Raw genomic sequence first — 25,627 nt, forward strand, 5'->3', positions numbered from 1 at the left:
TTGATTATATGAGAAAATTATTTACTGAAAATTCTTTCATACCATTTTAATTTACTGAGTCTAACAATTTCAGCTCTCAACTTATTATTGTCTTTAGATATGGAATCAATTGCATTCTTATTAAATTCTTTTTCTTTAGTTAAAAGATTTTTTAACTCTTTATTTCTACTACTTATTTGTCTAATTTCTGATTTTTTTAATTTAATTTTATTTTCAAAACCTTTTACAATTTCTTTATTTATATTTTCTTTTTCAATTATTGATTTTTTAAGGTCTAATAATTCAAGGTTAGAACTATCAATTTTTTGTTCTAAATTTCTAACTGATTTATTATTTTTTTCGATTATATCAACTTGACTATTTATTAAATCATCTCTTTTTTTTAGTTCTTTGGTCTGAGTTATTAATTTATCATTTAATTTAATAAACTCTTTTTTGTAGTGGAACATTTTTCTTCCATTATTCACAATAAATTTTTCAAAAATATCTGTTTCTATATCATTTCTAAACTTTATTGCTTTTTTAAAATGAATAAAAGCACTAGAAATTTTTCCATTATAAAAATATTCTCTTGCTTTTTTATAATTAAAATCTGCTTTACCAGTGCTTAATTCTTCAGCTATTAAAGTGCTTGGTGTTTCATTTTTAGCAAATTCTAATACTCTTAAATCTGTTTTGATTGCTCCCTGATGTATTTTAGTATTTAATACCAAGCCATTTAAAGAAGTACATCTACTCAATGCAACATAAACTTGACCTGAAGCAAATGCGCTACTCAAATCTGCAATTACTTTTTCAAAAGTTAATCCTTGACTTTTATGAACTGTTATTGCCCATGCTAATTTTATGGGGTATTGCTCAAAAGTTCCAATGACTTCTTCTTCTATTCTTTTTTCTTTCTTGTTATATGTGTATTTTATATTTTCCCACTCAGCTCTTTCAACTATAACTTCTTGTCCATCATCAAATGCTACTATAATCTTATCATCTTCTAAAAATTTAATTTTACCAATTTTACCATTAAAAAACCTTTTAGTTTCTCCTGAATCATTTTTTATAAACATTATTTGTGAACCAACCTTTAATTTCAATAATTCATCAGTTGGCATTATATTTTCGGGGAAAACTTTATTAACATTAGCTTGAAATGTATAAATCTCTGTATTTAGTTCATTTAGTTTAGTTAGGTTGGTTTGTTTTACTTTTTCATTATGAGTTGCTAAAATTATATAATCTTCATCATTTGAAGAAAATTCAGGATTATATTTTTTATTTAAAATTTCAAAATCATTTTGATTGACTTTGTTTACTCTTACTCTGTTTAATAATCCAATAAACTCTTGTTCATTTTGTCTATAAATCTTTTTTAACTCAATGAATAAAGGTTTGTTTTGTTCAATTACTTTAGAGCTAAAAAAAAATGGTGTTTTGTAAAACTGTGCAAGTATATTCCATTCATTACTTTTGGTAATTGGTGGTAATTGAAATGTATCTCCAATTAACATTACTTGAACCCCTCCAAAAGGTAAGTGTGCTTTTTTTCGAAATACCCTTAGAATTTGATCTATAATGTCTAAAACATCACATCTTACCATTGAAATTTCATCAATGATTAATAGTTCTAAACCATCAATTATTTTTTTCTTTTCATCTTGATATTTAAATGTAGTATAAATAGTTTCCTTATTCTCTGTATTGTAGGAACTTCTCCTTAAACGTAAATCATTTGGCAAAAAAGGACCAAAAGGAATTTGAAAAAAAGAATTAATAGTAACACCACCAGCATTAATTGCAGCTACTCCTGTTGGTGCTAAAATAACTGTGTTTTTGTCTGTTATGGTCTTAATATATTTTAAAAAAGTAGTCTTACCTGTACCAGCTTTACCAGTTAAATATATTAACTTATCTGTTTGTTGAACAAATTCTACTGCATTATTAAAATCAATATTATCAATGTCAAGTTTAAAATTCTCATCCTTTCTCATTTATAATATTTTATCTACAGGTTTAGTGCTTTTTTTAAGATACCAAGTAGGCTCATCTCCTTTAATTACATCATAATCAATGCCAAGAGCAGTAAAGTGTTTGTGAGCTACCTTTACCTTGTTTATTTCATGAACAAATCTAAGTTTCTCAACATCTGCTGTACCTTTGGTTTCTCTTACTAATTGTATTTTTAAACCTTCTTTATTATCTCTTATAACTCCCCAATCTGGATTATAATTACCTATAATTTTAGGGAAGTCAATTTTATATTTTGAAGGGAACTTAAAAAAGAAATTAACATTATTATCTCCCTCTAATTTAGCAGTCACAAAATGGTCTTCTATTTCTGAATCTTTTTGAGATTTATTATACAAACCATGTTTCTCTGAATCTACAATTTCTGTTTGTACATAGTTTATTTTTTTAGGAAACAATTCTTCAACATCAAGCTGCATATTTTCTTTTGATGTTTCAAATTCAATGTTTTCTGCTACATGTATTGCAAGTGCATTTTTAGTTATCTCTATAAGTTTATTTGTAAAACCTTCAGGGTTTCTAAACAGTTTACCTTGCTCATTATGTGGCACTGCCTTTAAGATTTTAAAACAAGTGTCTTTTGTTAAGGAAGTTGCTTTTTCTAATTTATCAATAATATTGAATACAGGAAAGGTTTGTAAGCCAGTTTGTGAATCTTTGTGTTTTACATCTCTGTTATCACTAACAGTATGAGTCTCTGTTCTAAACTTTGATACTTTAAATCCATTTTTAAACTCTATATCTGGGTTAGATTTGTTAGGCTCAATAGAGTTTACTTTAAAACCTCTTAATTTTGGTTCTTTAAGTATTCTTTCTAAATCATCTCCTTCAGAAACTTCTAAACTTCCATCAAACAGATTACCACCTAAATTATTTTTATTACCCCTTGTATCTTCTTTTACTATACTAATAAGAGCTTTATTGTCTTCTATGAAAGATTTTATCTTAAAGGTAAAAGTTGTTATAACAAAATTACCTTTACTAATAACTACTTTTGGTTCTGGAAAAGTATTGTTTTTTTTATCTCTAAATTTTTCTTTTATTTCTTCTAAAAGCTTTTTACTGTCTACATTTATAGTGTATTCAGACTTCATAGTAAGTTTAGTCCAAAAGTCTTTAAATTCTGTACTTGTATAATATTTATCTTGCCTTTTAGCAGGTGTTCTTTTAGGTTTAGGTTTTGGAGGTGCATCACCTTCATTCTCTATATATTCTTGTTGTAAAGTATTTGCAAAAGATTCATAACTTTCATTGGCAACAACTGTTAAGATATTTACCTGGTCATCATGTATTCTCTCTCCTTTTTGGTTTACTGCTAATCTTAAACCTCTACCAATTTCTTGTCTTTTTTTAGTAACAGAAACTGTTTGATTTAGTGTACATATTTGAAAGACATTTGGATTATCCCAACCTTCTTTTAAGGCAGAATGTGCAAAAATGAAGCAAACATCATTGTCAAAAGAAAGTAGCTCTTCTTTCTTTTTCATTATCAGTTCAAACTGTTCTTTTTGTGCTTTTCTTTGGTCATTATTTGTAGCTTCATCAACATCTACAAATTGTGTTACTCCTTTTTTCTTATAGCTTGCAAAATAGGAAGCTTGAACTTCTTCTGGTGCTTTATCTTTAAATAAATCTAATTTATCTCTATTGATTCTAAACTCCTCATTAAATATTTTTTTAATGATGCCTTCTTTTTCTCCATCTCCAACAAAATTAACTACTTTATCTATAAAGAAAAGTGATACTACTTTAACACCTTGCTTTTGTACTCTTTTTTGGTGTGCAATGTGTTGAGCAATGGTTTCTTTTATTTGGTATCTAAAAATTTCAGGTCTTGAAATGCCATCACCACCAGACATAGTTAAAGTTGTACCATCTAGAAAAGTGACAAACTCTTCTTCTTTGGCAGAACCAATATTTTCTACAATTAATCCTTGATGTTCTTCTAAGTTGGTTTTAGTGAATAAATTTTGACCAGTTTTTAAAATGACTTCTTCTATTTTTTGAACCCCATTTTTTTCTGTGTAGGTTGCTAAAGTGGCTTTTGCTGTTTTTCCTTTACCACTTACTTTTTTTAATGATAGTGGTACTTTACCACCTAATTCTCTCTGTTCTACACCTACTACTTGTATTCTTTTTACTAAATTTCTTCTAAAAGCTTCTACAGGTGTTAATCTATAAACTAAGTTAGGTGTTTCTTTATGTGTAGCAGAATATCTTAATGAGAATAATGGTTTAAGAGTTCTTATAGCATCCTTAGATTTTGCAGAATTCATGTTCTGTGGTTCATCCATAATAACAATAGGTCTTGTTTTTTGAATATACTCATAAGGTAAAAACTCTCCAGGCAATTTGTCTGTAGGTTTATACAAGTTGTTACCCACAGAATTAAATGAAGCTAAAGTCATTAACATTATTTCTACATTTTTTGCAGTAGCAAAGGTTTTTACTTCTTGAATTCTACTACTATCATAAGGTCTTAGTGCAAAAAAATTATTTCCATAGATGGTTTTAAAGTGATTTTTAGTTATTTCCCAACTCTTTTTAACTCCTTGATAAATTGCTACAGAAGGCACAATAATTATAAATTTACTGAATCCATACTTTTTGTTGAGTTCATAAATGGTTCTTAGATATACATAGGTTTTACCTGTACCTGTTTCCATTTCTACTGAAAAACTTGGGTATTCATGAAAATCATTACTTACACCATCTAACATTAAACCTCTTTCTTTTCCTAAAGAAGGACTTGAACCAATTTTCATTGTTGGTGTATCTCTGGTATCCATTTGCATGTCAAACTCTTCTTGTACAAACTGTAAATTTTCTAACAAGAAATCATCATCTAAATCTTCATCTTCAGGTAAGTTTGGAGCTATTTCACTACTAAAATCCCATTTTACGTGGTATTCTCCTAAACCATCAAATAAATCTACTACATTTTTAATGGCATTGAGTTGAAACTCTTGATTTGGATTAAACTTTAACTTCATAGTTTAAATGGTAAAAAGTTTACATTGATTGTCTAAAGTTTGTTTTAAGGCATCATTACCTTCAAAAGCTTTATCTAAGCATACAAAATGGTCTGTGTCATTTAATTTAAGTTTGCTAAAATCTGTATTACTAAAATTGTATAGCATTGTAGCATATAAAGTATATGGCAACCATTCATGAGTTATTTTAAAAACACCACTTGCTACTTCTTCTTGTTTTGCAGTTAAAGGAAAGCCTTCTTGCAATATTACTTCTGTTATAAAATCTTGTGTGGTAACTCCATCTTGTAAAGGATTCTTATATGCCAACTCCATTTTACTAAACAAATCTGGTAAAGCTCCATCTTGTTCTGACTTAAAATCCTGCCATTTGTAGATAGTTGAATTATCTTGTTTATATATTTTAAATCCGTTTTTTGGAAAATATTTTTTAATTGTCAATCTTAATCTTTCTTTAGAAAGTTCTGATATTTTTAATGGTTTATTAATTTTATCTAAATATGAAATTGCATTTTGATTAATTTCATTAGTAGGAAAAATATCTTCAGGTAATTGAACTAAAATAAATTTACTACTTCTTTCCAATCCCATTAAAGATTGCCCCATTGACCCACTACCTGCAAAGAAATCCATTACAATATCATTTTCCTCAATAATTAAATCTGAAATGAATTGTAGAAGAGAAGTTGGTTTAGGATAATCAAATACTTTACTTCCAAATAAGTCAATTATTTCGGTTCCTCCAGTTTTAGTGTTTCCAATAAGTTCAGAGGTTATAGATTTAGGATGATATGTTCCCCTCTCTTTTTCATAAAATAATATACCAGAACTATTAAAATAAAATCGTATAATTTTCTGTCCTTTAGAATCAAAAGTAGGTTTTCCTTGAATATAAGATAAAACTTGATTTTTCATTGCCCAACCTGCTTCAATAGTAACTTCTTCTTTTAAAGCATTCTTTTCAATAATCATTTTATCTTTTAAAAATTGTTTTTCACTGCCACCAACTTCACCTTCTATTATTCTATCATCTCCCTCACATTCAAATCCTATTGGAAATGTTATTTCAGATGATGGGTTTTTTACTCCAATTTTTTTCAATGCACCATGAATAATTGAACCTCCAGTTCTATCTTTAAAATAAGATATTTTACTTTTATCTTTAGAATAAGCTAATACATATTCATGAGACCTAGTAAAATGTCCGGCTTGAGTTCCTGATTTTAAATTCCAAATTAAATCTATTATATGATTTTCTTCTCCTAATACTTCATTACAAAGAGATTTTAAATTTTCAATTTCATTATCATCAATAGATATAAAAATCACACCATCATCTTTAAGTAAATCTTTTGCTAACCTCAATCTTGGGTACATAAAAGAGAGCCAATTAGCATGGTATTTACCTGAAGATTTTGGGTTAGAAACTAAAAGTCCTTCATCACTTTTTTCTCCTGTTTTTCTTAAATAATCTTCTGTACTATCTGCAAAATTATCTTTATAAATAAAATCTTTACCTGTGTTGTATGGTGGGTCAATATAAATCATCTTTATTTTACCCATATAAGATTTTCTTAAAATTTTTAATACTTCTAAGTTTTCTCCCTCAATAAAAATGTTTTCTGTGTTATCTTCATTTATACCTTCACCCAAACAAGGCTTTAAAGTGCCTGTAGGTGGTTTTGCAGCAATTTTTCTGGCATCTTTTTTACCAACCCAGTTCAAGCCAAAATGTTCTTTAACAGTGTTGTCTGTGCTAAAATCCCCAATAAGTGTTTTGAGAGTATCTACATTAAAAACTCCATCTTCCCAAGCTTCAGGAAAGAGTTGTTTGAGTTCATTAAGTCTATCATCTGTAAAGTTGTATTGTGGTTTAAATTCTTGTGGCATAGCTTATAATTCTTGTGTATTTGTAAAATAATCTGTACTCCAAATTTCTTGACAAATTTTAAGATACAAATTTTGTCTTTCTGCAATATCAGCTTTTTTGAAATTTGTATAAGATTTAAAATCCATTTGTTTTAAAATCTCATTATTTAAGAAATTAGGATTGTTTTCATAGAACTTTGGGTGTAAAGATTGTACTAAAGCATTTTCTTTAATGTAATGCTGGTATTTTTGTTCATAAGGCATATCATTATAAGATTGATTTGTGCCATTTGGCAGTAATACTAAATCTCCTAATCTATTTCTTATTTCGTTAAACTCATGTAATTGTGTAAATTCATCTTGGTGTTGTTCAAATTTATCTGCCCAAATATGCTCAACCTCATATCTTTTACCAGTTGGGTGAAAGAATTTTCTGAAAGAAGAATCTAAACCTACTTGTTGCTCAATATATCCTGTGATTCTGCACAATAAGTATTTTACAAATTTGTAATTCATACCATGTAACCTAAAATTAGTAATACCACTTTCTAAAGTATAATCAAAAGCTTCAATTTTAGATTTTAGTATTTCTCCAAGCTCAGAAACTGTTTTGTTTCTTATTTCTTTTACCAAAACATACATAGTATACCTGATACCACTTTGAGAAACACTTTTGAAATTAATTAATCTACTTACCACAAAAGTTTCTATATATCTGGCAACCATATTTAATTTTTGATTGATGACTTCTGGAGTGTCTTCTTTTTGTATAGGAGCAAATAATAAAGGGTCTAATAATGAGTTTGCAATTGGGTATCTATGCACATAAAATAGATATGGTAACTCTGCTTTAAAGTGCCATTTTGCATTGTAAATTTTATGATATAGGTCTGAGTAGAACTTAAAATCTATATTTACAAAATTATAAAACTCTTTTGATGTGCTTATTCTTATTTTTCTTTGTGAATCTTTTACCCAAGTATGGAATCTTGTACCAATTTTTTCAAAATCCTCATTGGTTGAACCAACTTTACCTTGTCTAATGGTTTCTGCATATTTACCTCTCAACCAAGATTGAAAAAATCTTAAATCTTCATCTTTACCAATCTCATTATTTAGCTTTTGGATTTGAATTTTCCAAAGGTCATTTACTTTTGTTCTATCTTTAATATCTGTTATTTTAGACAATATAAAACCTTTAAGCATTTCTGTTGCAGATAGACTTAAACCTCTATCATTCATAGTCTCAAAAATAGTGTAGGCATTATCTTCTGAATAGGCAATTATTTCAACTATAACAACTTTTTCAATTAACCAATCAATAAAAAAAGGTAATGGTTTACCTTTTAACTCTTCAGAAAAAACTTCCTTAATGTCATTGTATCTATTGACTAAATTATGTACAGTTTCATCTTCACCCTGTTTTGGTGTATATTCTCCAGTTTTTAACAATGCTTCTAAACAAGTTTCTCTGTTTGCATCTATCATATTGAAAGACTTTTTTCTATGTTTAGTAGAATAGATAAGGTTAGATACATCTACTTTTTCATCATCATCTAAGTCTTTCTGTAAATGATGGAGGTAAATAAGAATTAGAGTTAAAGTAGTAATTCTTTGTTGTCCATCTATAATAGATTTTGAACTACCAGCAGCACTAAAAACAACTGGACCTAAATAATAGCTATTATAATTTTCTACAGCATCATCTTCATCATCAACTTTGTAATTATTAAAAAAAGCAGTTTCTAAATCAGACAATAATTCAACCACATGCTTTTCTTGCCATTTGTATTCTCTCTGAAAATAGTCTATTGTATATTTCTTTTTTTCTAAAATATCACTTATTGATCTATCATTAGCCTCTATTTTATTGGTAATATTATTACTCATCTATTCTTTAAATTAAATCATTAATATCAGTTGGTGGAGGTGTTGCAAAGGCATTTGTGTTTGTGAAATTCTCTACCTCATCTGCATTACCTAAATCGTTTATATATTCTGTAAATCCACCACTAAAAGAGTTAGTTACTTGTGCATATTCTCTGTAAGCATCACAAGAAAATCTGGCATCACAGTTTCTGCAAACTCTGGTTGCAAATCTTTGTTTTGTACCTCTAATTCTATCTTGTAATTTCTGTAAACTTGGAGGTTCAAAATCTCTATTCTCAATATTATCTACAACACAAGCAAATTTGTTTATAGTTTCTTCAACTTTTTCTTGAGAAAATGGAATTGGAATTACTGGATTCCATTTATCCATTTCTCTATCTGTTTTATCTTCATCATCTGCATCTAAAGCTTTTTTTAAAGCTCTTGGAAATTGAGTGGCAATAATAGCTGTACCATCTAACTTTTCATTTCTTAAGTTCTGCCAAATATGAGTATATACATTAAGTTGGTCTATATAATCTTCTTTATTAGCATTAACATAATCAGCATCATGAGTCTTTATATCATACATTGTAGTAATATTATTTTCTCTAATAATATCTACTACACCTTCTATTGTAAACTTATTGCCTTTAGGTGAAGTTTGTTCTGGTAAAGTTAGTTTTACTTCAGTTTCAGTAACAGTTTCAGCAATTTCTCTCATTTTTCTGAAGTACATAATAATCTGAAGAAGACCTTGTCTTTTTACTTCTGGAGAAAGTGCATGACCTCCTTCTAACCTTAACCTTTCATAATTAATATTGTACTGTTCTTCAATCCATTCTTCTACTTCTATAAGATATTGAAGTTCTTTAAGCCTTGCTTTATCCTTTCTAATTAATTTGTCTTGTTCTCTCATGACTTTTCTTCTCTTTTAGAAATTAATAGTTCATGTAAATCTTCTATAGTATTATGCACTAAAGAACCAAAAAACATAGTTTGACTTCTTGATGGAATAAAACCGTATTTTCTAAAAATCATATATTGTCTTGGGCATCTCTCATAAGACAAGTAATCTGCTGTATAAGAATAAGGTTTACTTAAAGCAGAATCTTTAGCTTTATTTATATTTAAAGTATCTAAACTAAAATTTTGCATATCTAATGCACCAGTAGTATCTAAAGTATTATTAATATAAGAGATTGTACATTTTCCAAGTTTAGACTTTATAGGTTTTAATCTTGGCAAAATAAGTAGTTTCTCTGCTCTTGATAAGCCTACATAAAAGATTCTCATTAAATCAAACCTTCCAATTTTATCTAATGGTTCTCCTTCCACTTGTTTAAGTTCTCTAATAATAACTTCTTTCTTATCAGCATCTAAAAATTCTCTTCTTTTTGGATACATAAAAACCACAGGAAATTCTAACCCTTTAGATTGATGTATTGTAAGTACTTGTATATTTCCTTTTGGAAATGGGTCATCTGCATTTTCATATTCAGATTCTCCCATTCTATAAATAGTGTATAAATAGGAAGAAAAGAAAAGCCTAATAAAACCTTCTTCCCTTAAAAAACTTGCAGAAAGTATTGATGAATAAATCTCCATAAACTTGGTAATATATTCTACAATTTTTGAAAGATTACATATAGGAGCTTCATTACCTTCATTCTGTGCTAAATCAAAATAATGTTTAAAATGAGTAAAACCAGTAAGCTGATAAAATAAATCTAAAATACTCCAATCTAAAGAAGTAGCTCTATTTATAATTTGAGAAATTTTGAAAGGTTGCTGGTTTTCATCATTCTTTCTTTCATTTACAATTCTTGCTAAATAAGGACTTAAAATTGCATTTCTTGCTCCATCTGAGAGACTGGTAGCTTCTGCTAATTTTCTTCTCATTTGGTTTAAATCAAACTCTTGGTCTAATTCCCATTTATTTTTTTCTACTACTCTTAGTAAGGCTTCAAAGTCTTTTGTGACTTTTTCTAATTCAATTCTTTTATGATTTACAAACCTTTTTAGGTCAGTATCTTCTTCAATAACATCTTTACCAATATTCTTAATTCCTTTTAACCAAGTTTTATACTTATTAAACTCAAAACCAGAGAACTCTGAAACATCTGGTGTTCCAAATACATTAGCAAAAACTCCAAAGAGTTCTGAAGCTTCTTTACCTTCTAAAAATCTACCTGCTCTTGGAGCATATACATTTAAACCACCATCTCTTAATGCTTTAATAGTTCTTTGAGCATCTGCATTATTTAAACTTGGAAATAAAAATGCAATTTGATTAGCATCACTTACTGTATTATTATCTATTAAATCTTTACAGAATTGAGCAGTTTGGTCAATCCAATCATCTTGAACTGAAATTACAGAAGTACCAGTATCTGTAGAAAAAGCATTTATTCCTTTATCATGAACCCTGTATTGATTGTAAATATCTCCATTTTTAGTCCAATCTTCTTGCTCAATAAAATTTGAATAAAAATCTACTATATTTTTTCTTGACCTATAATTTATAGAGAGTGGAATTTTTGTAGTTTCTACATCTAAGTATTTTTTCACCCTTATTGGAAATTCCACAAAATTTTCAACTGTACTACCTCTAAATCTATAGAGAGCTTGGTCATCATCACCAACAACACAAATATTATTATTACCAGCTAAAGCAAAGTAGAGTTGTTCTTGAATGCTGTTAGTATCTTGATATTCATCTACAATAAGATATTTAAAAATCTTTTTAGCTGGCTCAAATTTTTCTACTACCTGTAGTGCTTTATCTTGAATTAAAGATAAATCTGTTTGGTCAAAAAGCTCATCTTCAACTAATATATTTCTATATTCTTGATACATTTTAAGTATTGCAAAAAGCCCATCATTATCATCAGTTTTATTTAGTGCATCCTCTATATCTAATCTCTCCTCTGAAAATCTATTAAATAAAGCTGTACACTCTAAAATAGCTTTATGCTTATTTGGGAAACTTGGCTCTTTTTTTTGAAAATAAGCATTTAATTCTATAGTATCAATGCCTCCAGCATTAAGCAATCTATCCCAAATAGAATGTCTTTTTATAAAAAAGTATTGTTCTAATTGGTCAATTGTTTTTACAGGTTTGTTTCTCCCTCTATTCTCAAAAAATCTTCTATCTCCAATTATTCTGTTACAAGCAGAGTGAACTGTACCAATATACATACTGGCTAAATCATATTGTTTACCAGTATGATTACTTGCTAAACCCAAGAGAGACTGTAAGCCTTCTTTTAATTGATGTGCAGCTTTTTCTGTAAATGTAGTAAGTAGTATTTCATCTGGTTTAACCTCATGAAAAACTATTAAATTTAATGTTCTCCAAAGAAGTACTCTTGTTTTACCTGAACCTGGACCAGCAGTAAGGTATAAAGCACCATCTATATGATTTATTGCTTTTTCTTGTGATTTATTTGGAGTGAAATTTACTTCTTTCCAAAGAGTCTCAATACTAAAATTATTATTCATTTAAATTTCTCTTAAGTATAATGTATAAATAAAAAGTTAATTTTTTATTTATATAAATAGCTATTTTTCTCAAAAGTAAGAAAATGGTTTCAAAAATTTTGGTAAAAAATTTTATAATAAAAAAAATCAATAACTGAAGTTAGCGTATAAAGCACCTTATGATAATACCCCCACCCATTCTTAGGGATGGAACTCCCTCCACCACTTTAAATAGTGAAGAAATTTTTCTGGCAGAAATAATAAATTCAAGTTGATAGCTGTAATTTAAAATTCTGTAGATAATTTATTTTCTAGGTGGTAATATATAAACTTAAAAACTTAAACAATGGTTAGAATCATTAATTACAAAGAAAGAGAAAAAGAGGATGGAACATCATTCTTTGTTCTTGAACTTCAAGGAGGCATAGAAATGGTTAAGTCCAAAGAAACAGGGAATTTTTATGCTACTGCGAAAAAAGCATTTATCCCTTCAACATTTGATGAAGAGGTTTGTTCTGCTTTAATAGGAACAGAAATGGATGGCAAGATTATTAAAGAAACTTGTGAACCTTTTAATTATGTTATTAAAGAAACAGGTGAAGAAATAACACTTAATCATAAGTGGGTATATTCAACAGATGAAGCTGTAAAGAAAACTGACCCTGTTCAGTATGGGAAAGACTTAATAGCTAATTCTGATGTTTTTTCTAAAAATGGAATATTAGAACCTGCACAGTAATTAAATTTTAGAAGTGTTGCTGAAAAGTAACACTTCTATTTTAAATTAAAATTATGGAAATTTCAGAAATCAAAGTATCATATACAAATAGCAATAAAAGTAAATTAAAGATAGTAAGTAGTCAAACTTCTTATAAAGCTTTTTTTAATTCTTGGGATAAAGATATTATCGAATTACAGGAGGAGTTTAAAGTATTACTTTTAAATAGAAGTAATCAAGTTTTAGGGATTTATTCTTTATCTAAGGGTACTACCTCTGCTACAATTGTAGATGCTAAACTTGTGTTTTCAGTTGCTCTAAAATGTAATGCAAGTAGCATTATTATTGCCCATAATCATCCAAGTGGTAACTTAAAACCAAGTGAAGTAGATAAAAGATTAACACAAAAAATTAAAACGGCAGGAGAATATTTAGATGTAAAACTATTAGACCATATTATAGTTACTAAAAGAGGTTATTATAGTTTTTCAGATAATTGTGAGTTGTAAAAATGAACCTGTAGTCATAAAATCTACATATAAATTGTTTTGAGTTTTATATGAGGATATTTTTACTAAAGGTATAATTTAGAAATAAACTTAAAAATCCATTTTTTACTCATTTTCCATATATGACTTTGCAGTAGATTTTGGATATTTTAATTTTTAAGTGAAAATGTCAGGTAGCCTAAAACCACCTTATTTATACTATAATTTTAACCTTAAAAGAAATACAGATTAGTATTAATAGCTAAATTTTATTTTGAATGTAAATCCTTAACCAAGGTTTCTAATTCAACTTTCAAGTTTTCTGCAATCTTCATAAGCGTATAAATAGTAGGATTTGTTTTACCAGCCTCTAATCTTGCCATATTAGATTTTTCAAAATTACAAGCACCAGCTAAATCTTGTTGAGGTATGTTTTTTGACTCTCTTAAAGACTTAATTCTTTTACCTATTGCTACTTGTAATTCTTCTTTATCAGTCATTATATTCTTCATTTTACAGTTATCAAAAATGATAATTATTTAAAATAATTGGTTATCATATATGATAAAATATTAAATTTGTTTTTATGTTAATATTTATATTATTAGAAGAACCTATGTCTGATTATGAATTAGGTAGGTCTATTAGATGGTTATTTTATATAGGATGGTTTTTTGCTGTTATTTGGTACCTAAGAAAGGTATATGAAGAAAGAAAAAACAATATTTATATTCCAAAGAAGTATGAAAAAAAGAAAAACTATTCAACTGACAATCAACAAGACTATATACCTGAATTAACAAGAGAAGAGGTAGATGAAGCAAATAATCAAATTATGCAAGGTCTTGGGATTACTGATTTGGATACTATTATTTGGGAAGGAATTAAAACTGCATATCAAAATAATTGGTGTGTGGAAGCTAATATTATGGATGTCAAAAATGAATATCTTGATTTAGTTCTGCTAATACCAGAAGATTTGAACTTGCCTCTTAAAGAAAAAATGAAGGCTTACAAGAAATGTAAATTGTTCTCTCATCAATATCAAACAGAAAAAATTGAGTTTGATGAAATAGATAAAGCACATTTATTAAGTAGAAATATAAATATTCAAATCACTTCTATAGATGAAGAAACAAAAATAATATCAGTTAAACCTTATAAACAAATTTAAAATGAAACAGATTTTTTTAATATTAATAGCGTTTATTTTATTTACAACTTGTTCCAATAATAATGATTTAGAAAACATAAATTCAAAATATAAATTAAGAATTAAAGGAGATAGATTACGAAATGGAGAAATACCAAAAATGTATTTTGATGTTATAATAAAAAATGAAGATATCAATCTTACAGATTCAATAAGGATTAACAATATTGAAAATTATACTTTTTCTTTAAATGAAAATACATATCAATTTACCTTAAAAAACTATAGTAATAGAAATCAAACAATTGTGAAAGAGATATTAAATTCAAATGATATCCCAATAGATACTCAAATATTCTATTTTCAAAATACAATATCAACAAGTTTTACGGTAAAAGAAAAATATAGAAAACCTTAGGAATATGAAAAATAAAATATTTAAGAGCCATCTTTTAAGGTGGCTTTTTTCAATCATAGGAATTTCAAAAAGAAAAAAACAACTTATAAAAGAGTTGAAATTTACTATTGGAGAACAATATGAGAACTATGAGTTTAATCTAAAATCAAGGGGTAACCAAACAATTAATAATATAACTTATGAAAAGTATCTTTATGATAAAGGAGATTATAATGAGCTATTTGGTTTATCAATTTCAAGAGGAGTTATGTTGCTTTTTAATGCAGATATTTTAAGTGCTGTTTATTATAGGTTCTCTGGAAATCAATTTGATTATTTATTAGATGAAATTAATAAATACCTACCTAAAAATCAAAAAATGTTTGTTGACCCTTTTAGAAAAGGTTTAGCTAAAGTTGTATTATCTGATAATACTGAATTAATGTTACTCTTAAAAAAAGATGGAAATACAGGTTTAAAACATTATATCAAACCAAAATAAAGATTGGTTTTAAAAACATAAAAATGGAAATTACAGGAAAAATTAAGGTTTTATATGATACTCAAATTATAGGTAATAAAGGTTTTAGAAAAAGAGACGTTGTAATTACTACAATTGACCAATATCCTCAAGATATATTAGTAGAGTTTTTACAAGATAAATCTGAGTTACTAAATAATAATAAAATAGGGCAAGAAGTAAAAATAGCTATTAATTTAAGAGGACGAGAATGGATAAATCCAGAAGGTGTAGCCAAATATTTTAATTCTATTCAAGGTTGGAGAATTGAGCTTTTAGGTAATAGTGATGAAAAGTCAAAAGAATTACCAGAAGTTGCACCTGTAAGTTTTTTAGAAGATGATGATGGAGATTTACCTTTCTAAAAATAAATTTATTTAGATATTTATTACTCTAGGTTATATTAAATTAAGATGTGAAACGGTAGTCTTTTAGGCACACCAATATAGAGTATATAACGATTAAACAACTAAAACATTAACAAAAGGGGAGAAGGTTCGAATCCTTTAGGGCTCACATAAAGCTTCACAGAAATGTGAGGCTTTTTTGTTTTCTATAGGTTTTGTAAGGGTTTACAGTACTTCACAACAGTTTGTCATAATACTTCATTTTAACTAAAACCTTTAATTAAAGGGTAACTTTTAGGTACCCATTTTTTAGAAAAGGTACCCACTTTTTAAAAAACTAAAACTATGAATAACTTTAAATTATCAGTATTATTTGTTTTACAAAAAATCAAAATGAATAAGAAAGGTCAATGTCCTATAAAGTGTAGAATTACATTTTTAAAAAGTAGAAAAGAATTCTCTTCAGGAATATTTATCAATCCAGATTATTGGGATAGTGGGTAAACAGAAAGCTTTACCAGATAGCAAAGAAAACAACATTTTAAACAACAAATTAAGCCTTATTCGTCAACAGATAGATAAGGCTTTTTTAATGCTTCAAATCTTACAAAATGAGTTTGATGTAGATGATATTTATAGAAAATATAAAGGTGAAGCTTCTTCACGAGCTGAAACTACCATTGCTTTTTTGGTAATTAAACCCGTAATTTTTTCTTTTTTATTTGATATTTTACATTGAAACATCAATAGAGAAATTGTAAAAAGGAGTATTGTCTTTTTCATAAATCTATTTAATTTCTTTTAATTTTTGATGGGTAAATTCTTCTAAATCTTTAAAGAAAAGTTTAAAATCTTCTTCAAATTCTGTTTCTAAAATTTGTAAATCTTCGATGGCTAAATTCATTTGAGATTTTCCTTTGGTTCTGTTATTCATCCCATTTAAAACTTGCGCTATAGATTCTAAAAATTGATAATTATAAAGAATATCATATTCAATCATATATCCAATAAATTGCTTCGATTTTAAAGGGAGTTCTTCTTTTTTATTTTCAAATAATTGATAAACTGATTTGGTGAAAATGGCTAATGGAATAGCAGAATAAGTATTCCAGTTTTTAGCTAAAAAATGGTCGAAAAAAATATCGATGATTACACCATCATAATGTCTGTAACGGTTGTGTAAACGTCTTTTGCTTTTTCTAACAATTGGATGAGCATCTGTATAGGTGTCAATTTCTCTATGTAAAAGAATACCTTGTTGAATTTCTTTTGGGTATTCTTCATAATTATTGCCTTTAATATAATCTGCAATAAAATTACCAATCATAATATTGGTGTTGTTTTGTGATAAATAGAGGTGAGCTAGAAAGTTCATAGCAGTAAATGTAAACAAAAACCACAACTAAAAAGTTGTGGTTTTCTAAATATTATAGATTACTATTTTGTCATTTCGAACTTGTCGAGAAATCTATTCTTTGAGATTCCTCCGTTTCAATCGGAATGACAGTTGCTAATTATTCAACATCACAGGCATCACCAACATCGTAATTTGTTCGCCTTCATCTGTACCGTCAATTGGAGTTAAAATTCCTGCTCTGTTTGGTAAAGACATTTCAATTAACACTTCGTTAGAACTTAAATTATTTAACATTTCGCTTAAAAAACGAGAGTTGAAGCCTATTTGCATATCATCACCTTGATAATCACAACTTAAACGTTCATCCGCTTTGTTAGAAAAATCTAAATCTTCAGCAGAAATATTTAATTCAGTTCCTGCCATTTTTAAACGGATCTGATGTGTAGTTTTGCTAGAAAAAATAGAAACACGTCTTACAGAGTTTAAGAAAGAAGCTCTATCTACAGTTAATTTATTTGGGTTTTCCTTAGGAATAACCGCTTCGTAATTAGGATATTTTCCATCTATTAAACGACAGACTAAAACTACATTGTCAAAAGTAAATTTAGCATTTGCATCATTATATTCAATAGTAACATCACTTTCAGAACCACTTAAAATTCCTTTTAACAAGTTTAAAGGTTTTTTTGGCATAATAAATTCTGCTGTTTGGTCTGCAGTAACATCAGTTCTAGAATATTTTACCAATTTATGAGCATCTGTTGCAACAAAAGTCAAATTTTGGGAACTAAATTGAAAGAAAACGCCACTCATTACTGGGCGTAAATCGTCGTTTCCGGCAGCAAAAATAGTTTTAGAAATGGCAGCTCCTAAAATATTTGCAGGTACAACAGTGGTACTTGGCGATGTTAATGAAACCGCTTTCGGGAACTCGTCTCCACCAAAAAATGCCATATCATATCTTCCTTGATCAGAACTAATTTCTATGGTATTATCACCTTCTGTTTTAAAGGTTAAAGGTTGGTTTGGAAACGTTTTTAATGTATCTAATAATAAACGTGCAGAAACAGCTATTGAGCCAGAACTTTCGCTTTCTACTTCAACAACAGAACTCATAGTTGTCTCTAAATCTGATGCCGAAACTTTTAGTTGATTTTCAGATAATTCAAATAAAAAGTTATCTAAAATTGGTAAAGTATTGTTGCTGTTTATAACGCCACCTAAAACCTGTAATTGTTTTAATAATTGCGAACTCGATACAATAAATTTCATGTAATATGTTTTCTTAATTTGTTTTACAAATATATTCTAAATAAGTGACTTTAAAAATTATTTTATCAACAGGTTATAAGCATTCTGTTGATGAATTTTTAAAACGTTATAATTATGTTAATTCATATATTTTGGTTGATAAAAAAAGTACATTTGTTTGCTTACATATTTTCTTTTTAAAAGAATAATGTCTCCTCGAGCGCAGTCGAGAGGTTTTATTTAGGTCTCGACTGCGCTCGACCTGACAAGAATTGACAATTTATAAATATGAAGAAATTTTTACTTTATACATCAGCACTTTTGTTGATTTCTACTACAATATTAGCTCAAAAACCTCAAAAATTAACCTCAAATCAAATTTACGAGAAAATTCAAAAACTAAACTTTTTAGGAACAGCTTTATATATTGCTGCACATCCTGATGATGAAAATACACGTTTAATTGCTTATTTATCAAATAATGTAAAAGCAAGAACTGGTTATTTATCATTAACAAGAGGAGATGGAGGTCAGAATTTAATTGGTCCAGAAATTAGAGAATTATTAGGCGTAATAAGAACACAAGAATTGTTAGCCGCAAGAAGAATTGATGGAGGAGAACAACTTTTTACAAGAGCAAACGATTTTGGGTATTCTAAACATCCTAAAGAAACCTTAGAAATTTGGAATAAAGAACAGGTTTTGAGTGATGTTGTTTGGGCAATTAGAACTTTTAAACCAGATGTAATTATCAATAGATTTAATCACAGAACTCCAGGTACAACACATGGGCATCATACAAGTTCTGCAATGTTGAGTGTAGAAGCTTTTGATTTGGCTGGTGATAATTCTGTGTATAAAAATCAACTAAAATATACAGCAACTTGGGCTCCAAAAAGATTGTTTTTTAATACCTCTTGGTGGTTTTACGGAAGTCAAGAAAAGTTTAAAAAAGCCACCAAAGGCAATCCAAATTTTATCACTTTTGATGTTGGTGTTTATTATCCGTTAAAAGGTTTGTCTAACAACGAGTTAGCATCAATAGCAAGTAGCCAACATTTATGCCAAGGTTTTGGAAGATTGACTACCAGAGGAGCACAAACTGAATATGCAGAATTTTTAAAAGGGGAACCTTTAAAAGATAAAAATGATATTTTTTCAGGAATCAATACTACTTGGAATCGTGTAAAAGGTGGAGGAAATATTGGCGATATTTTATATGAAATTGAAGATAATTTCGATTTTGTAAATCCATCAAAACATTTACCAAAGTTGATGAAAGCGTATAAAAAGATTCAAAAATTAAAAGATAATCATTGGCGTAAAATAAAAGAAAAACAGATTAAAGAAATTATAGAAGCTTGTGCAGCTTTGTATTTAGAAGCTTCTGCTGTAAGTTCTTCAGCAACGCCAAATTCTACTATTCTTGTCAATTTTGAAGTGTTAAATAGAAGTAATATTAATATAGAATTAACTTCAATTACTTCTACAATTGAAAACAAAACAATTAAAAAAGAAATTGATTTATTACCCAACAAAAGAATCAATTTTAAAGAAACCATCAACTTAAAAACAAATGTATTTTCTGACCCTTATTGGTTAAGAAAAAAAGCTAGTTTAGGCATATATTCAGTAGAAAATCAGTTGTTAATTGGCAAACCAGAAACACCAAAATTAACAAGAATTCATTTCAATTTAATGATCGATGGAACACCAATTTCAATTACCAAAAATGTAGTAAGAAGATATGCTGAGCGTGATAAAGGTGAAATTTATGAACCTTTTGAAATTCTGCCTAAAATTACTACAAAACTAAAAAACAAAGTCATTATTTTTTCTGATGATAAAGCTCAAAAAGTTTTGGTTGAAGTTAGCGCTGGAGCTAAAAATGTAAACGGAAATGTATCTTTAAAAGTTCCAACAAGTTGGGATGTTTTGCCTAAAGAAATTTCTTTTAATATCAAGCAAAAAAATGATAAACAGACAGTTGAATTTTTGGTAACTCCACCTAAAAATCAATCAGAAGGAAAATTAGAGGTAATTGCAATTTCAAAAGGAAAAACATATAGAAAAGAATTGGTTGAAATCAATTATAATCATATTCCAAAACAATCGGTTTTATTAAATTCTGAAGCAAAAATTGTTCGTTTAAATATTGAAAAAGTTGGCAATTCTATTGGTTATATTCAAGGTTCTGGAGATGCAGTTGCAGAGAGTTTACGACAAATTGGATATCAAGTTACAGAAATAAATCCGAAAGAAATTAACCAAACCAATTTAAAACATTTTGATGCTGTTGTACTAGGTATTAGAGCGTACAACACAATTTCTGAATTAAAGTTTAAACAAAAGTTCTTGTTAGATTATGTAAAAAATGGCGGAAATATGATTGTGCAATACAACACCAATAGAAGAGTAGATATTGCAGCACCTTTTAATTTACAATTGTCTAGAGATAGAGTTACAGACGAATTTGCTGAGGTAAGAATTTTAGATAAAAATCACTCGGTTTTAAACTTTCCTAACAAAATTACTCAAAACGATTTTAAAGGTTGGGTACAAGAGCGAGGATTGTATTTCCCATATAAATGGAGTAAAGAATATACACCAATATTATCTATGAATGATAAAGGAGAATCACCAAAAAAAGGAAGTTTGTTAATCGCAAAATATGGCAAAGGAAATTACATTTACACTGGTTTAAGTTTCTTTAGAGAATTACCAGCAGGAGTTTCTGGGGCGTATAAATTATTTGCAAATATGTTGTCTGTTGGAAAGTAAAAATAGGGCAAAATTGCAGATCTTCAAATAAAAATATATGAATCAACAAAAATACACTTGGAAAAAAGAATACACTTTGGTTTTAGCAGCAAATGCTATTTACTTAATTATATTTTATTTTATCACCAATTATTTTACAATTTAATTGATGGAAATAGCAAGTAAATTACACATAATAGATTGGATAATTTTAGCGGGAACACTCATTTTTATTGTTGTTTACGGAACCTATGTAACTCGCAAAAATACTAACGTAACAGATTACATTAAAGGCAGAAATGACACCAAATGGTGGACTATTGGTTTGTCTGTAATGGCAACACAGGCAAGTGCAATTACGTTTTTATCAACCCCAGGACAAGCATTTCATAGCGGAATGGGTTTTGTGCAATTTTACTTTGGGTTGCCAATAGCAATGGTTATTATTTGTGTGGTTTTTATCCCAATTTATCACAAGTTAAAAGTCTATACAGCATATGAGTTTTTAGAAGGTAGGTTCGATTTAAAAACCAGAAGTTTAGCAGCTATTTTATTTTTAATTCAAAGAGGATTGGCAGCAGGAATTACCATTTTTGCACCAGCCATTATTTTAAGTGCAGTATTGGGTTGGGATTTATTGACTTTGAATATCATTATCGGTTTTTTAGTAATTATTTACACAGTTTCTGGAGGTACAAAAGCCGTAAATGTTACGCAAAAACAACAAATGGTTATCATTTTTTTTGGAATGTTAATCGCCTTTTATATGATTATAAATCAGCTTCCTACCAATATTACTTTTACAAAAGCATTAGAAATTGCTGGCGCAAGTGGTAAAATGGAAGTCTTAGATTTCTCTTTCGATTTAAATAATAGATACACAGTTTGGACAGGTTTTATTGGCGGAACATTTTTAATGCTTTCCTATTTTGGTACAGACCAAAGTCAAGTGCAACGTTATTTATCAGGTAAATCTGTTAGAGAAAGTCAACTGGGTTTAATTTTTAATGGGCTTCTAAAAGTGCCAATGCAATTCTTTATTTTGTTAGTGGGGGTAATGGTTTTTGTGTTTTACCAATTTAATAATTCGCCATTAAATTTTAATCCAAAGGTAGATGATGCTATTGCAAATTCTAATTTTAAAAATGCATACAAAGCTTTAGAAAAAGAGCATAATGCAATAGAAAATCAGAAAAAAACTTTGCTGTTAGATGGTTTTCAAGTTGATGAAAAAGCACAAATAAAATTGTTAAATAAAAGAGATTTAGAAATAAAAGAATCCGCCAGAAAAATTATTGATAAGATTGATGAAACTTCTATTGAAAAAATTGAATCTAATGATAAAGATTATGTGTTTATTCACTTTATACTAAACAATTTGCCAAGAGGATTAATTGGTTTGTTATTGGCAGTAATTTTATCGGCAGCAATGTCTTCTACAGCATCAGAATTAAATGCTTTGGCAAGTACAACAGCAATAGATTTGTACAAGCGAAATGTAAAGTCGGTAAAAAGCGAAGCACATTTTGTAAAAGCCTCTAAATGGTTTACGTTACTTTGGGGATTAATTGCAATTTCTGTGGCTTGTATTGCCAATTTATTCGATAATTTAATTCAGCTGGTAAATATTATTGGTTCTATTTTTTATGGGAATGTTTTGGGGATTTTTCTTTTGGCTTTCTTTATTAAGTTTGTGAAAGGAAATGCTGTTTTTATTGCAGCTTTAATTACTCAGACTATCATTGTAGTAGTTTACTTTTTAGATTGGTTGCCTTATTTATGGTTGAATTTATTGGGGTGTGTTTTGGTTATGGCAATTGCTGTTTTGATTCAGTATTTTATTGCTAAAAAAGAATTTAAAGTTCGGTAAAGTTTAGCTGAAAATTATTTAGAAATATAGACCTCACAGGTTTTTAAAACCTGTGAGGTCTATAATTTACAAAAATGAATAATAAAACCATAAAATTGGGAATAATAGGTCTTGGAAAAATTGCCCATAAATTTGCTACAGATTTAGCAACTATTGAAAACGTAGAATTAATTGCAGTAGCTTCAAGAAGTCAATCAAATGCAAATCAATTTGCAGAACAGTATCAAACAAAAAGAAAAGTAATATAATGACTTTTAAGTTTTTAAAAAAGCTAATTAAAACTTTAGATAGCGTTCTAGAAATAATAGAATTAAATTTTACTTTTAAAACAGTCTCTTTTTAATTTGATTTATTTTCTTCTTTTTTAATTTTGAAATAATTCACAAAATTTGAAAAAGCAAATAAAACCCACACTATTCTTATTATCCAAATATTCACTGAAAAACCAAAAAATGTTTTTGGTTCTGTTTCCGTTAAATATCCAATAAATACTATTGATGCTAAAATCCCAGCAATTAGAAATAAGGTTTTTTTGTTCATTTATTACTTAGTTACTGCTGCTTTATCAGCAATAATTCTTGTTTCTTTATTAGCAATTTCCCAAGCTGTATAAAAAATTAAACGTGTTCTGTTTTCTAACAATTCGTAATTAATTTTATCTGGAGTGTCTGTTGGTTTATGATAATCTATATGTGTTCCGTTAAAATAGAAAATAACAGGAATGTTGTGTTTTGCAAAGTTGTAATGATCTGATCTATAGTAAAAACGATTAGGGTCATTTTCATCATTATATTTATAATCTAAACTAATGTTGGTGTATTTTTTGTTTGTAGCTTCAGATAAATTATGCAACTCTGTACTTAATTTATCAGAACCAATAAGATATACATAATTTGGGTCAGCTTTATGTCTGTCATCAATTCTACCAATCATATCAATATTTAAATTACAAACAGTATTTGCGAGCGGAAATAAAGGGTTTTCTGTATAATATTTAGAACCTAACAAACCTTTTTCTTCTCCTGTAATATGTAAAAACAATACAGATCTTTTAGGTCCTTTACCATTTTTTGCAGCCATTTTAAAAGCTTCAGCAATTTCTAAAATTGCTACTGTTCCTGAGCCATCATCATCTGCGCCATTATAAATTTTTCCGTTTTTAATTCCTTCATGATCTAAATGTGCAGAAATTACTACAATTTCATCTGGTTTTTCTGTCCCTTTTATAAATGCAACCACATTTTCAGAATCTTTTAATTTTCCTCTTCTTGCATTTTTATTTAACCATTCTGCAGGCACTTCTTGAAAATAATCATCACCTTCCATAGGAGAAACAATTTCTTGGTTTACATAAAAATCCTTTAAATATTTTACAGCTTTTTTTTGTCCTGGTTCTCCTGTATTTCTACCTTCAAACTCATCAGAAGCGTAGATAAATAAATGTTTTCCTAGATCTTTTGCAGTAATTGTAGCGGCATATTTTGTAGCCTGATCTACATTTGCATCGTTATTTTTTGATACATTTTGACTAGAGCCACAGGCTATAAAAGTTAGTGTTCCAACAACAAATAGTATTTTTTTCATCGATTAAAAAAGTATTTTATTAAATTGATTTGTACTCAAATGTAACAAAAAGTTACAGCAACATCAAATTTAACTTTTGTTGATGACAAACTGTTGTAAGTTTCTGTTAAAATTGATGAGTTCTTTTGGAAATAAATCATCAAAAGCATTATTATTGATGAGTTCTTGTGGATTGCCAAAATGAAAAGATTTTTCTGATAAAAGAACAATCTCATCAGCTAATTGAATGGCTAAATTTACTTCGTGGGTAGAAATGATAATTGTTTTTTTAGTTTCTGATACCAACCTTTTTAATAAAGAGAAAATTTTAATAGTATGATGCATATCTAAATGCGCAGTAGGCTCATCTAAAATAATAATTTCTGTGTCTTGTGCTAATGCTCTTGCAAGGAGAACTCTTTGTAATTGACCATCGCTCAATTCATAAAAACGATTGTTCTTTAAATGTTCAATTTCTGTTTGTTTTATAGCGGTTTCAATTTTTTGAATATCTGTTTTGGTCAGTTTATCAATCCAATTTGTGTAAGGCTGTCTTCCTAGAGCAATTAACTCATATACTGTTAGTTGGCTTTCTGGTAAGCGTTCTGTTAAGACCAAACTTAATTGGGTAGAAAGTTCTTTTTCAGTAAGTTCTTTTATTTTTTTTTGGTTGATAAAAACGTTACCAGAAATTGGTTTTTGTACTTTAGAAAGTGTTCTTAAAAGGGTTGATTTTCCGATTCCGTTTTTACCTAAAACAGTTATTAGTTTTCCTTTTTCAATTTCTAAATTGATGTTTGTAGCAACAATTTTATCTATCTTTTTTTGCTGATAACCTATGAATAGATTTTCAGTTTTTAGAATAATGTTTTTATTTTTTAGTTTCAAATTTTCAAATTTTCAAAGTTTTAGAGTTTCAAAGTTTTAGAGTTGAAGAATTTTATAGTAATGATTAATTACTTTGCCA

Annotated in this window: 23 protein-coding genes; 11 read left to right on the forward strand and 12 right to left on the reverse strand. The window is 28.2% G+C overall.

Annotated elements, in window-relative coordinates; genetic code table 11:
- Positions 1 to 17 precede the first annotated feature (17 nt).
- From ACY2RX_RS06235 to ACY2RX_RS06260, 6 genes are read right to left on the reverse strand one after another with little or no spacing between them, the layout of a single operon-like run.
- Complete coding sequence (locus ACY2RX_RS06235) at positions 18 to 1,985, reverse strand: AAA family ATPase (RefSeq protein WP_490103108.1); 1,968 nt, start codon at positions 1,983 to 1,985, stop codon at positions 18 to 20.
- Complete coding sequence (locus tag ACY2RX_RS06240; RefSeq protein WP_490103109.1) at positions 1,986 to 5,015, reverse strand: restriction endonuclease; 3,030 nt, start codon at positions 5,013 to 5,015, stop codon at positions 1,986 to 1,988.
- Positions 5,016 to 5,018: 3 nt separating this feature from the next.
- Positions 5,019 to 6,905, reverse strand: coding sequence for a site-specific DNA-methyltransferase (locus tag ACY2RX_RS06245; RefSeq protein ID WP_490103110.1), 1,887 nt, complete (start codon positions 6,903 to 6,905; stop codon positions 5,019 to 5,021).
- Between the two features lie 3 nt (positions 6,906 to 6,908).
- Positions 6,909 to 8,774, reverse strand: coding sequence for a DUF262 domain-containing protein (locus ACY2RX_RS06250; protein ID WP_490103111.1), 1,866 nt, complete (start codon positions 8,772 to 8,774; stop codon positions 6,909 to 6,911).
- A gap of 7 nt (positions 8,775 to 8,781) precedes the next feature.
- Positions 8,782 to 9,672 (reverse strand): PD-(D/E)XK nuclease family protein, encoded by an 891-nt coding sequence (locus ACY2RX_RS06255; protein ID WP_490103112.1) that lies wholly within the window; start codon positions 9,670 to 9,672, stop codon positions 8,782 to 8,784.
- The gene (locus ACY2RX_RS06260; RefSeq protein ID WP_490103113.1) at positions 9,669 to 12,257 is read right to left on the reverse strand and encodes an ATP-dependent helicase; all 2,589 of its coding nucleotides are present in this window, start codon (positions 12,255 to 12,257) and stop codon (positions 9,669 to 9,671) included. Before ACY2RX_RS06260 ends, ACY2RX_RS06255 begins: the two co-directional genes overlap by 4 nt.
- Positions 12,258 to 12,582: 325 nt before the next feature.
- Here ACY2RX_RS06260 and ACY2RX_RS06265 point away from each other — a divergent pair, with 325 nt between their 5' ends.
- Both ACY2RX_RS06265 and ACY2RX_RS06270 read left to right on the forward strand, forming a co-directional pair.
- The gene (locus ACY2RX_RS06265) at positions 12,583 to 12,975 is read left to right on the forward strand and encodes a hypothetical protein (RefSeq protein WP_490103114.1); all 393 of its coding nucleotides are present in this window, start codon (positions 12,583 to 12,585) and stop codon (positions 12,973 to 12,975) included.
- 53 nt (positions 12,976 to 13,028) lie between these two features.
- Entirely contained in the window at positions 13,029 to 13,463 is a 435-nt protein-coding gene (locus ACY2RX_RS06270; protein ID WP_490103115.1) for a JAB domain-containing protein, read from the forward strand.
- Between the two features lie 248 nt (positions 13,464 to 13,711).
- Here ACY2RX_RS06270 and ACY2RX_RS06275 read toward each other — a convergent pair whose 3' ends face one another.
- Complete coding sequence (locus tag ACY2RX_RS06275; RefSeq protein ID WP_490103116.1) at positions 13,712 to 13,954, reverse strand: helix-turn-helix domain-containing protein; 243 nt, start codon at positions 13,952 to 13,954, stop codon at positions 13,712 to 13,714.
- Between the two features lie 74 nt (positions 13,955 to 14,028).
- Between ACY2RX_RS06275 and ACY2RX_RS06280 the strand changes: the two genes are divergently transcribed.
- From ACY2RX_RS06280 to ACY2RX_RS06305, 6 genes are all read left to right on the forward strand, one after another.
- A complete protein-coding gene (locus ACY2RX_RS06280; protein WP_490103117.1) occupies positions 14,029 to 14,616 on the forward strand; it encodes a hypothetical protein in 588 nt (195 codons plus the stop codon).
- A 1-nt stretch (position 14,617) separates the two neighbouring features.
- Positions 14,618 to 15,013 (forward strand): hypothetical protein, encoded by a 396-nt coding sequence (locus ACY2RX_RS06285; protein WP_490103118.1) that lies wholly within the window; start codon positions 14,618 to 14,620, stop codon positions 15,011 to 15,013.
- A 4-nt stretch (positions 15,014 to 15,017) separates the two neighbouring features.
- A complete protein-coding gene (locus ACY2RX_RS06290; RefSeq protein ID WP_490103119.1) occupies positions 15,018 to 15,494 on the forward strand; it encodes a hypothetical protein in 477 nt (158 codons plus the stop codon).
- A 23-nt stretch (positions 15,495 to 15,517) separates the two neighbouring features.
- On the forward strand, positions 15,518 to 15,877 hold the full coding sequence (locus ACY2RX_RS06295; protein WP_490103120.1) for a DUF3127 domain-containing protein: 360 nt from the start codon (positions 15,518 to 15,520) through the stop codon (positions 15,875 to 15,877).
- A 327-nt stretch (positions 15,878 to 16,204) separates the two neighbouring features.
- Positions 16,205 to 16,363 (forward strand): Arm DNA-binding domain-containing protein, encoded by a 159-nt coding sequence (locus ACY2RX_RS06300; protein ID WP_490103121.1) that lies wholly within the window; start codon positions 16,205 to 16,207, stop codon positions 16,361 to 16,363.
- A complete protein-coding gene (locus ACY2RX_RS06305; RefSeq protein ID WP_490103122.1) occupies positions 16,356 to 16,598 on the forward strand; it encodes a hypothetical protein in 243 nt (80 codons plus the stop codon). The genes ACY2RX_RS06300 and ACY2RX_RS06305 overlap by 8 nt, the downstream gene beginning before the upstream one ends.
- Before the next feature lie 48 nt (positions 16,599 to 16,646).
- Here ACY2RX_RS06305 and ACY2RX_RS06310 read toward each other — a convergent pair whose 3' ends face one another.
- Together ACY2RX_RS06310 and dnaN are read right to left on the reverse strand one after the other, a co-directional pair.
- Positions 16,647 to 17,234: an acyl carrier protein phosphodiesterase gene (locus tag ACY2RX_RS06310; protein ID WP_490103123.1), complete on the reverse strand. Its 588-nt coding sequence runs from the start codon at positions 17,232 to 17,234 to the stop codon at positions 16,647 to 16,649.
- Between the two features lie 135 nt (positions 17,235 to 17,369).
- On the reverse strand, positions 17,370 to 18,488 hold the full coding sequence (dnaN, locus tag ACY2RX_RS06315; protein ID WP_490103124.1) for a DNA polymerase III subunit beta: 1,119 nt from the start codon (positions 18,486 to 18,488) through the stop codon (positions 17,370 to 17,372).
- Between the two features lie 267 nt (positions 18,489 to 18,755).
- Between dnaN and ACY2RX_RS06320 the strand changes: the two genes are divergently transcribed.
- From ACY2RX_RS06320 to ACY2RX_RS06330, 3 genes are all read left to right on the forward strand, one after another.
- Positions 18,756 to 21,248: a PIG-L family deacetylase gene (locus tag ACY2RX_RS06320; RefSeq protein ID WP_490103125.1), complete on the forward strand. Its 2,493-nt coding sequence runs from the start codon at positions 18,756 to 18,758 to the stop codon at positions 21,246 to 21,248.
- A 148-nt stretch (positions 21,249 to 21,396) separates the two neighbouring features.
- Entirely contained in the window at positions 21,397 to 23,097 is a 1,701-nt protein-coding gene (locus ACY2RX_RS06325; RefSeq protein WP_490103126.1) for a sodium:solute symporter family protein, read from the forward strand.
- Between the two features lie 74 nt (positions 23,098 to 23,171).
- The gene (locus ACY2RX_RS06330) at positions 23,172 to 23,345 is read left to right on the forward strand and encodes a Gfo/Idh/MocA family oxidoreductase (RefSeq protein ID WP_490103127.1); all 174 of its coding nucleotides are present in this window, start codon (positions 23,172 to 23,174) and stop codon (positions 23,343 to 23,345) included.
- 91 nt (positions 23,346 to 23,436) lie between these two features.
- On the opposite strand, the gene ACY2RX_RS06335 is transcribed toward ACY2RX_RS06330, so the two are convergent.
- The 3 genes from ACY2RX_RS06335 to ACY2RX_RS06345 all read right to left on the reverse strand — a co-directional run bounded on the left by ACY2RX_RS06335 (position 23,437) and on the right by ACY2RX_RS06345 (position 25,548).
- Complete coding sequence (locus tag ACY2RX_RS06335) at positions 23,437 to 23,637, reverse strand: hypothetical protein (RefSeq protein WP_490103128.1); 201 nt, start codon at positions 23,635 to 23,637, stop codon at positions 23,437 to 23,439.
- A 3-nt stretch (positions 23,638 to 23,640) separates the two neighbouring features.
- Positions 23,641 to 24,681 carry a M28 family metallopeptidase gene (locus ACY2RX_RS06340; RefSeq protein ID WP_490103129.1) on the reverse strand — a complete coding sequence of 347 codons (1,041 nt, stop codon included), beginning with the start codon at positions 24,679 to 24,681 and terminating at the stop codon, positions 23,641 to 23,643.
- Positions 24,682 to 24,750: 69 nt separating this feature from the next.
- A complete protein-coding gene (locus ACY2RX_RS06345; RefSeq protein ID WP_490103130.1) occupies positions 24,751 to 25,548 on the reverse strand; it encodes an ABC transporter ATP-binding protein in 798 nt (265 codons plus the stop codon).
- Positions 25,549 to 25,627: the final 79 nt, after the last annotated feature.

The sequence above is a fragment of the Polaribacter sp. 2405UD43-2 genome (assembly GCF_058147125.1).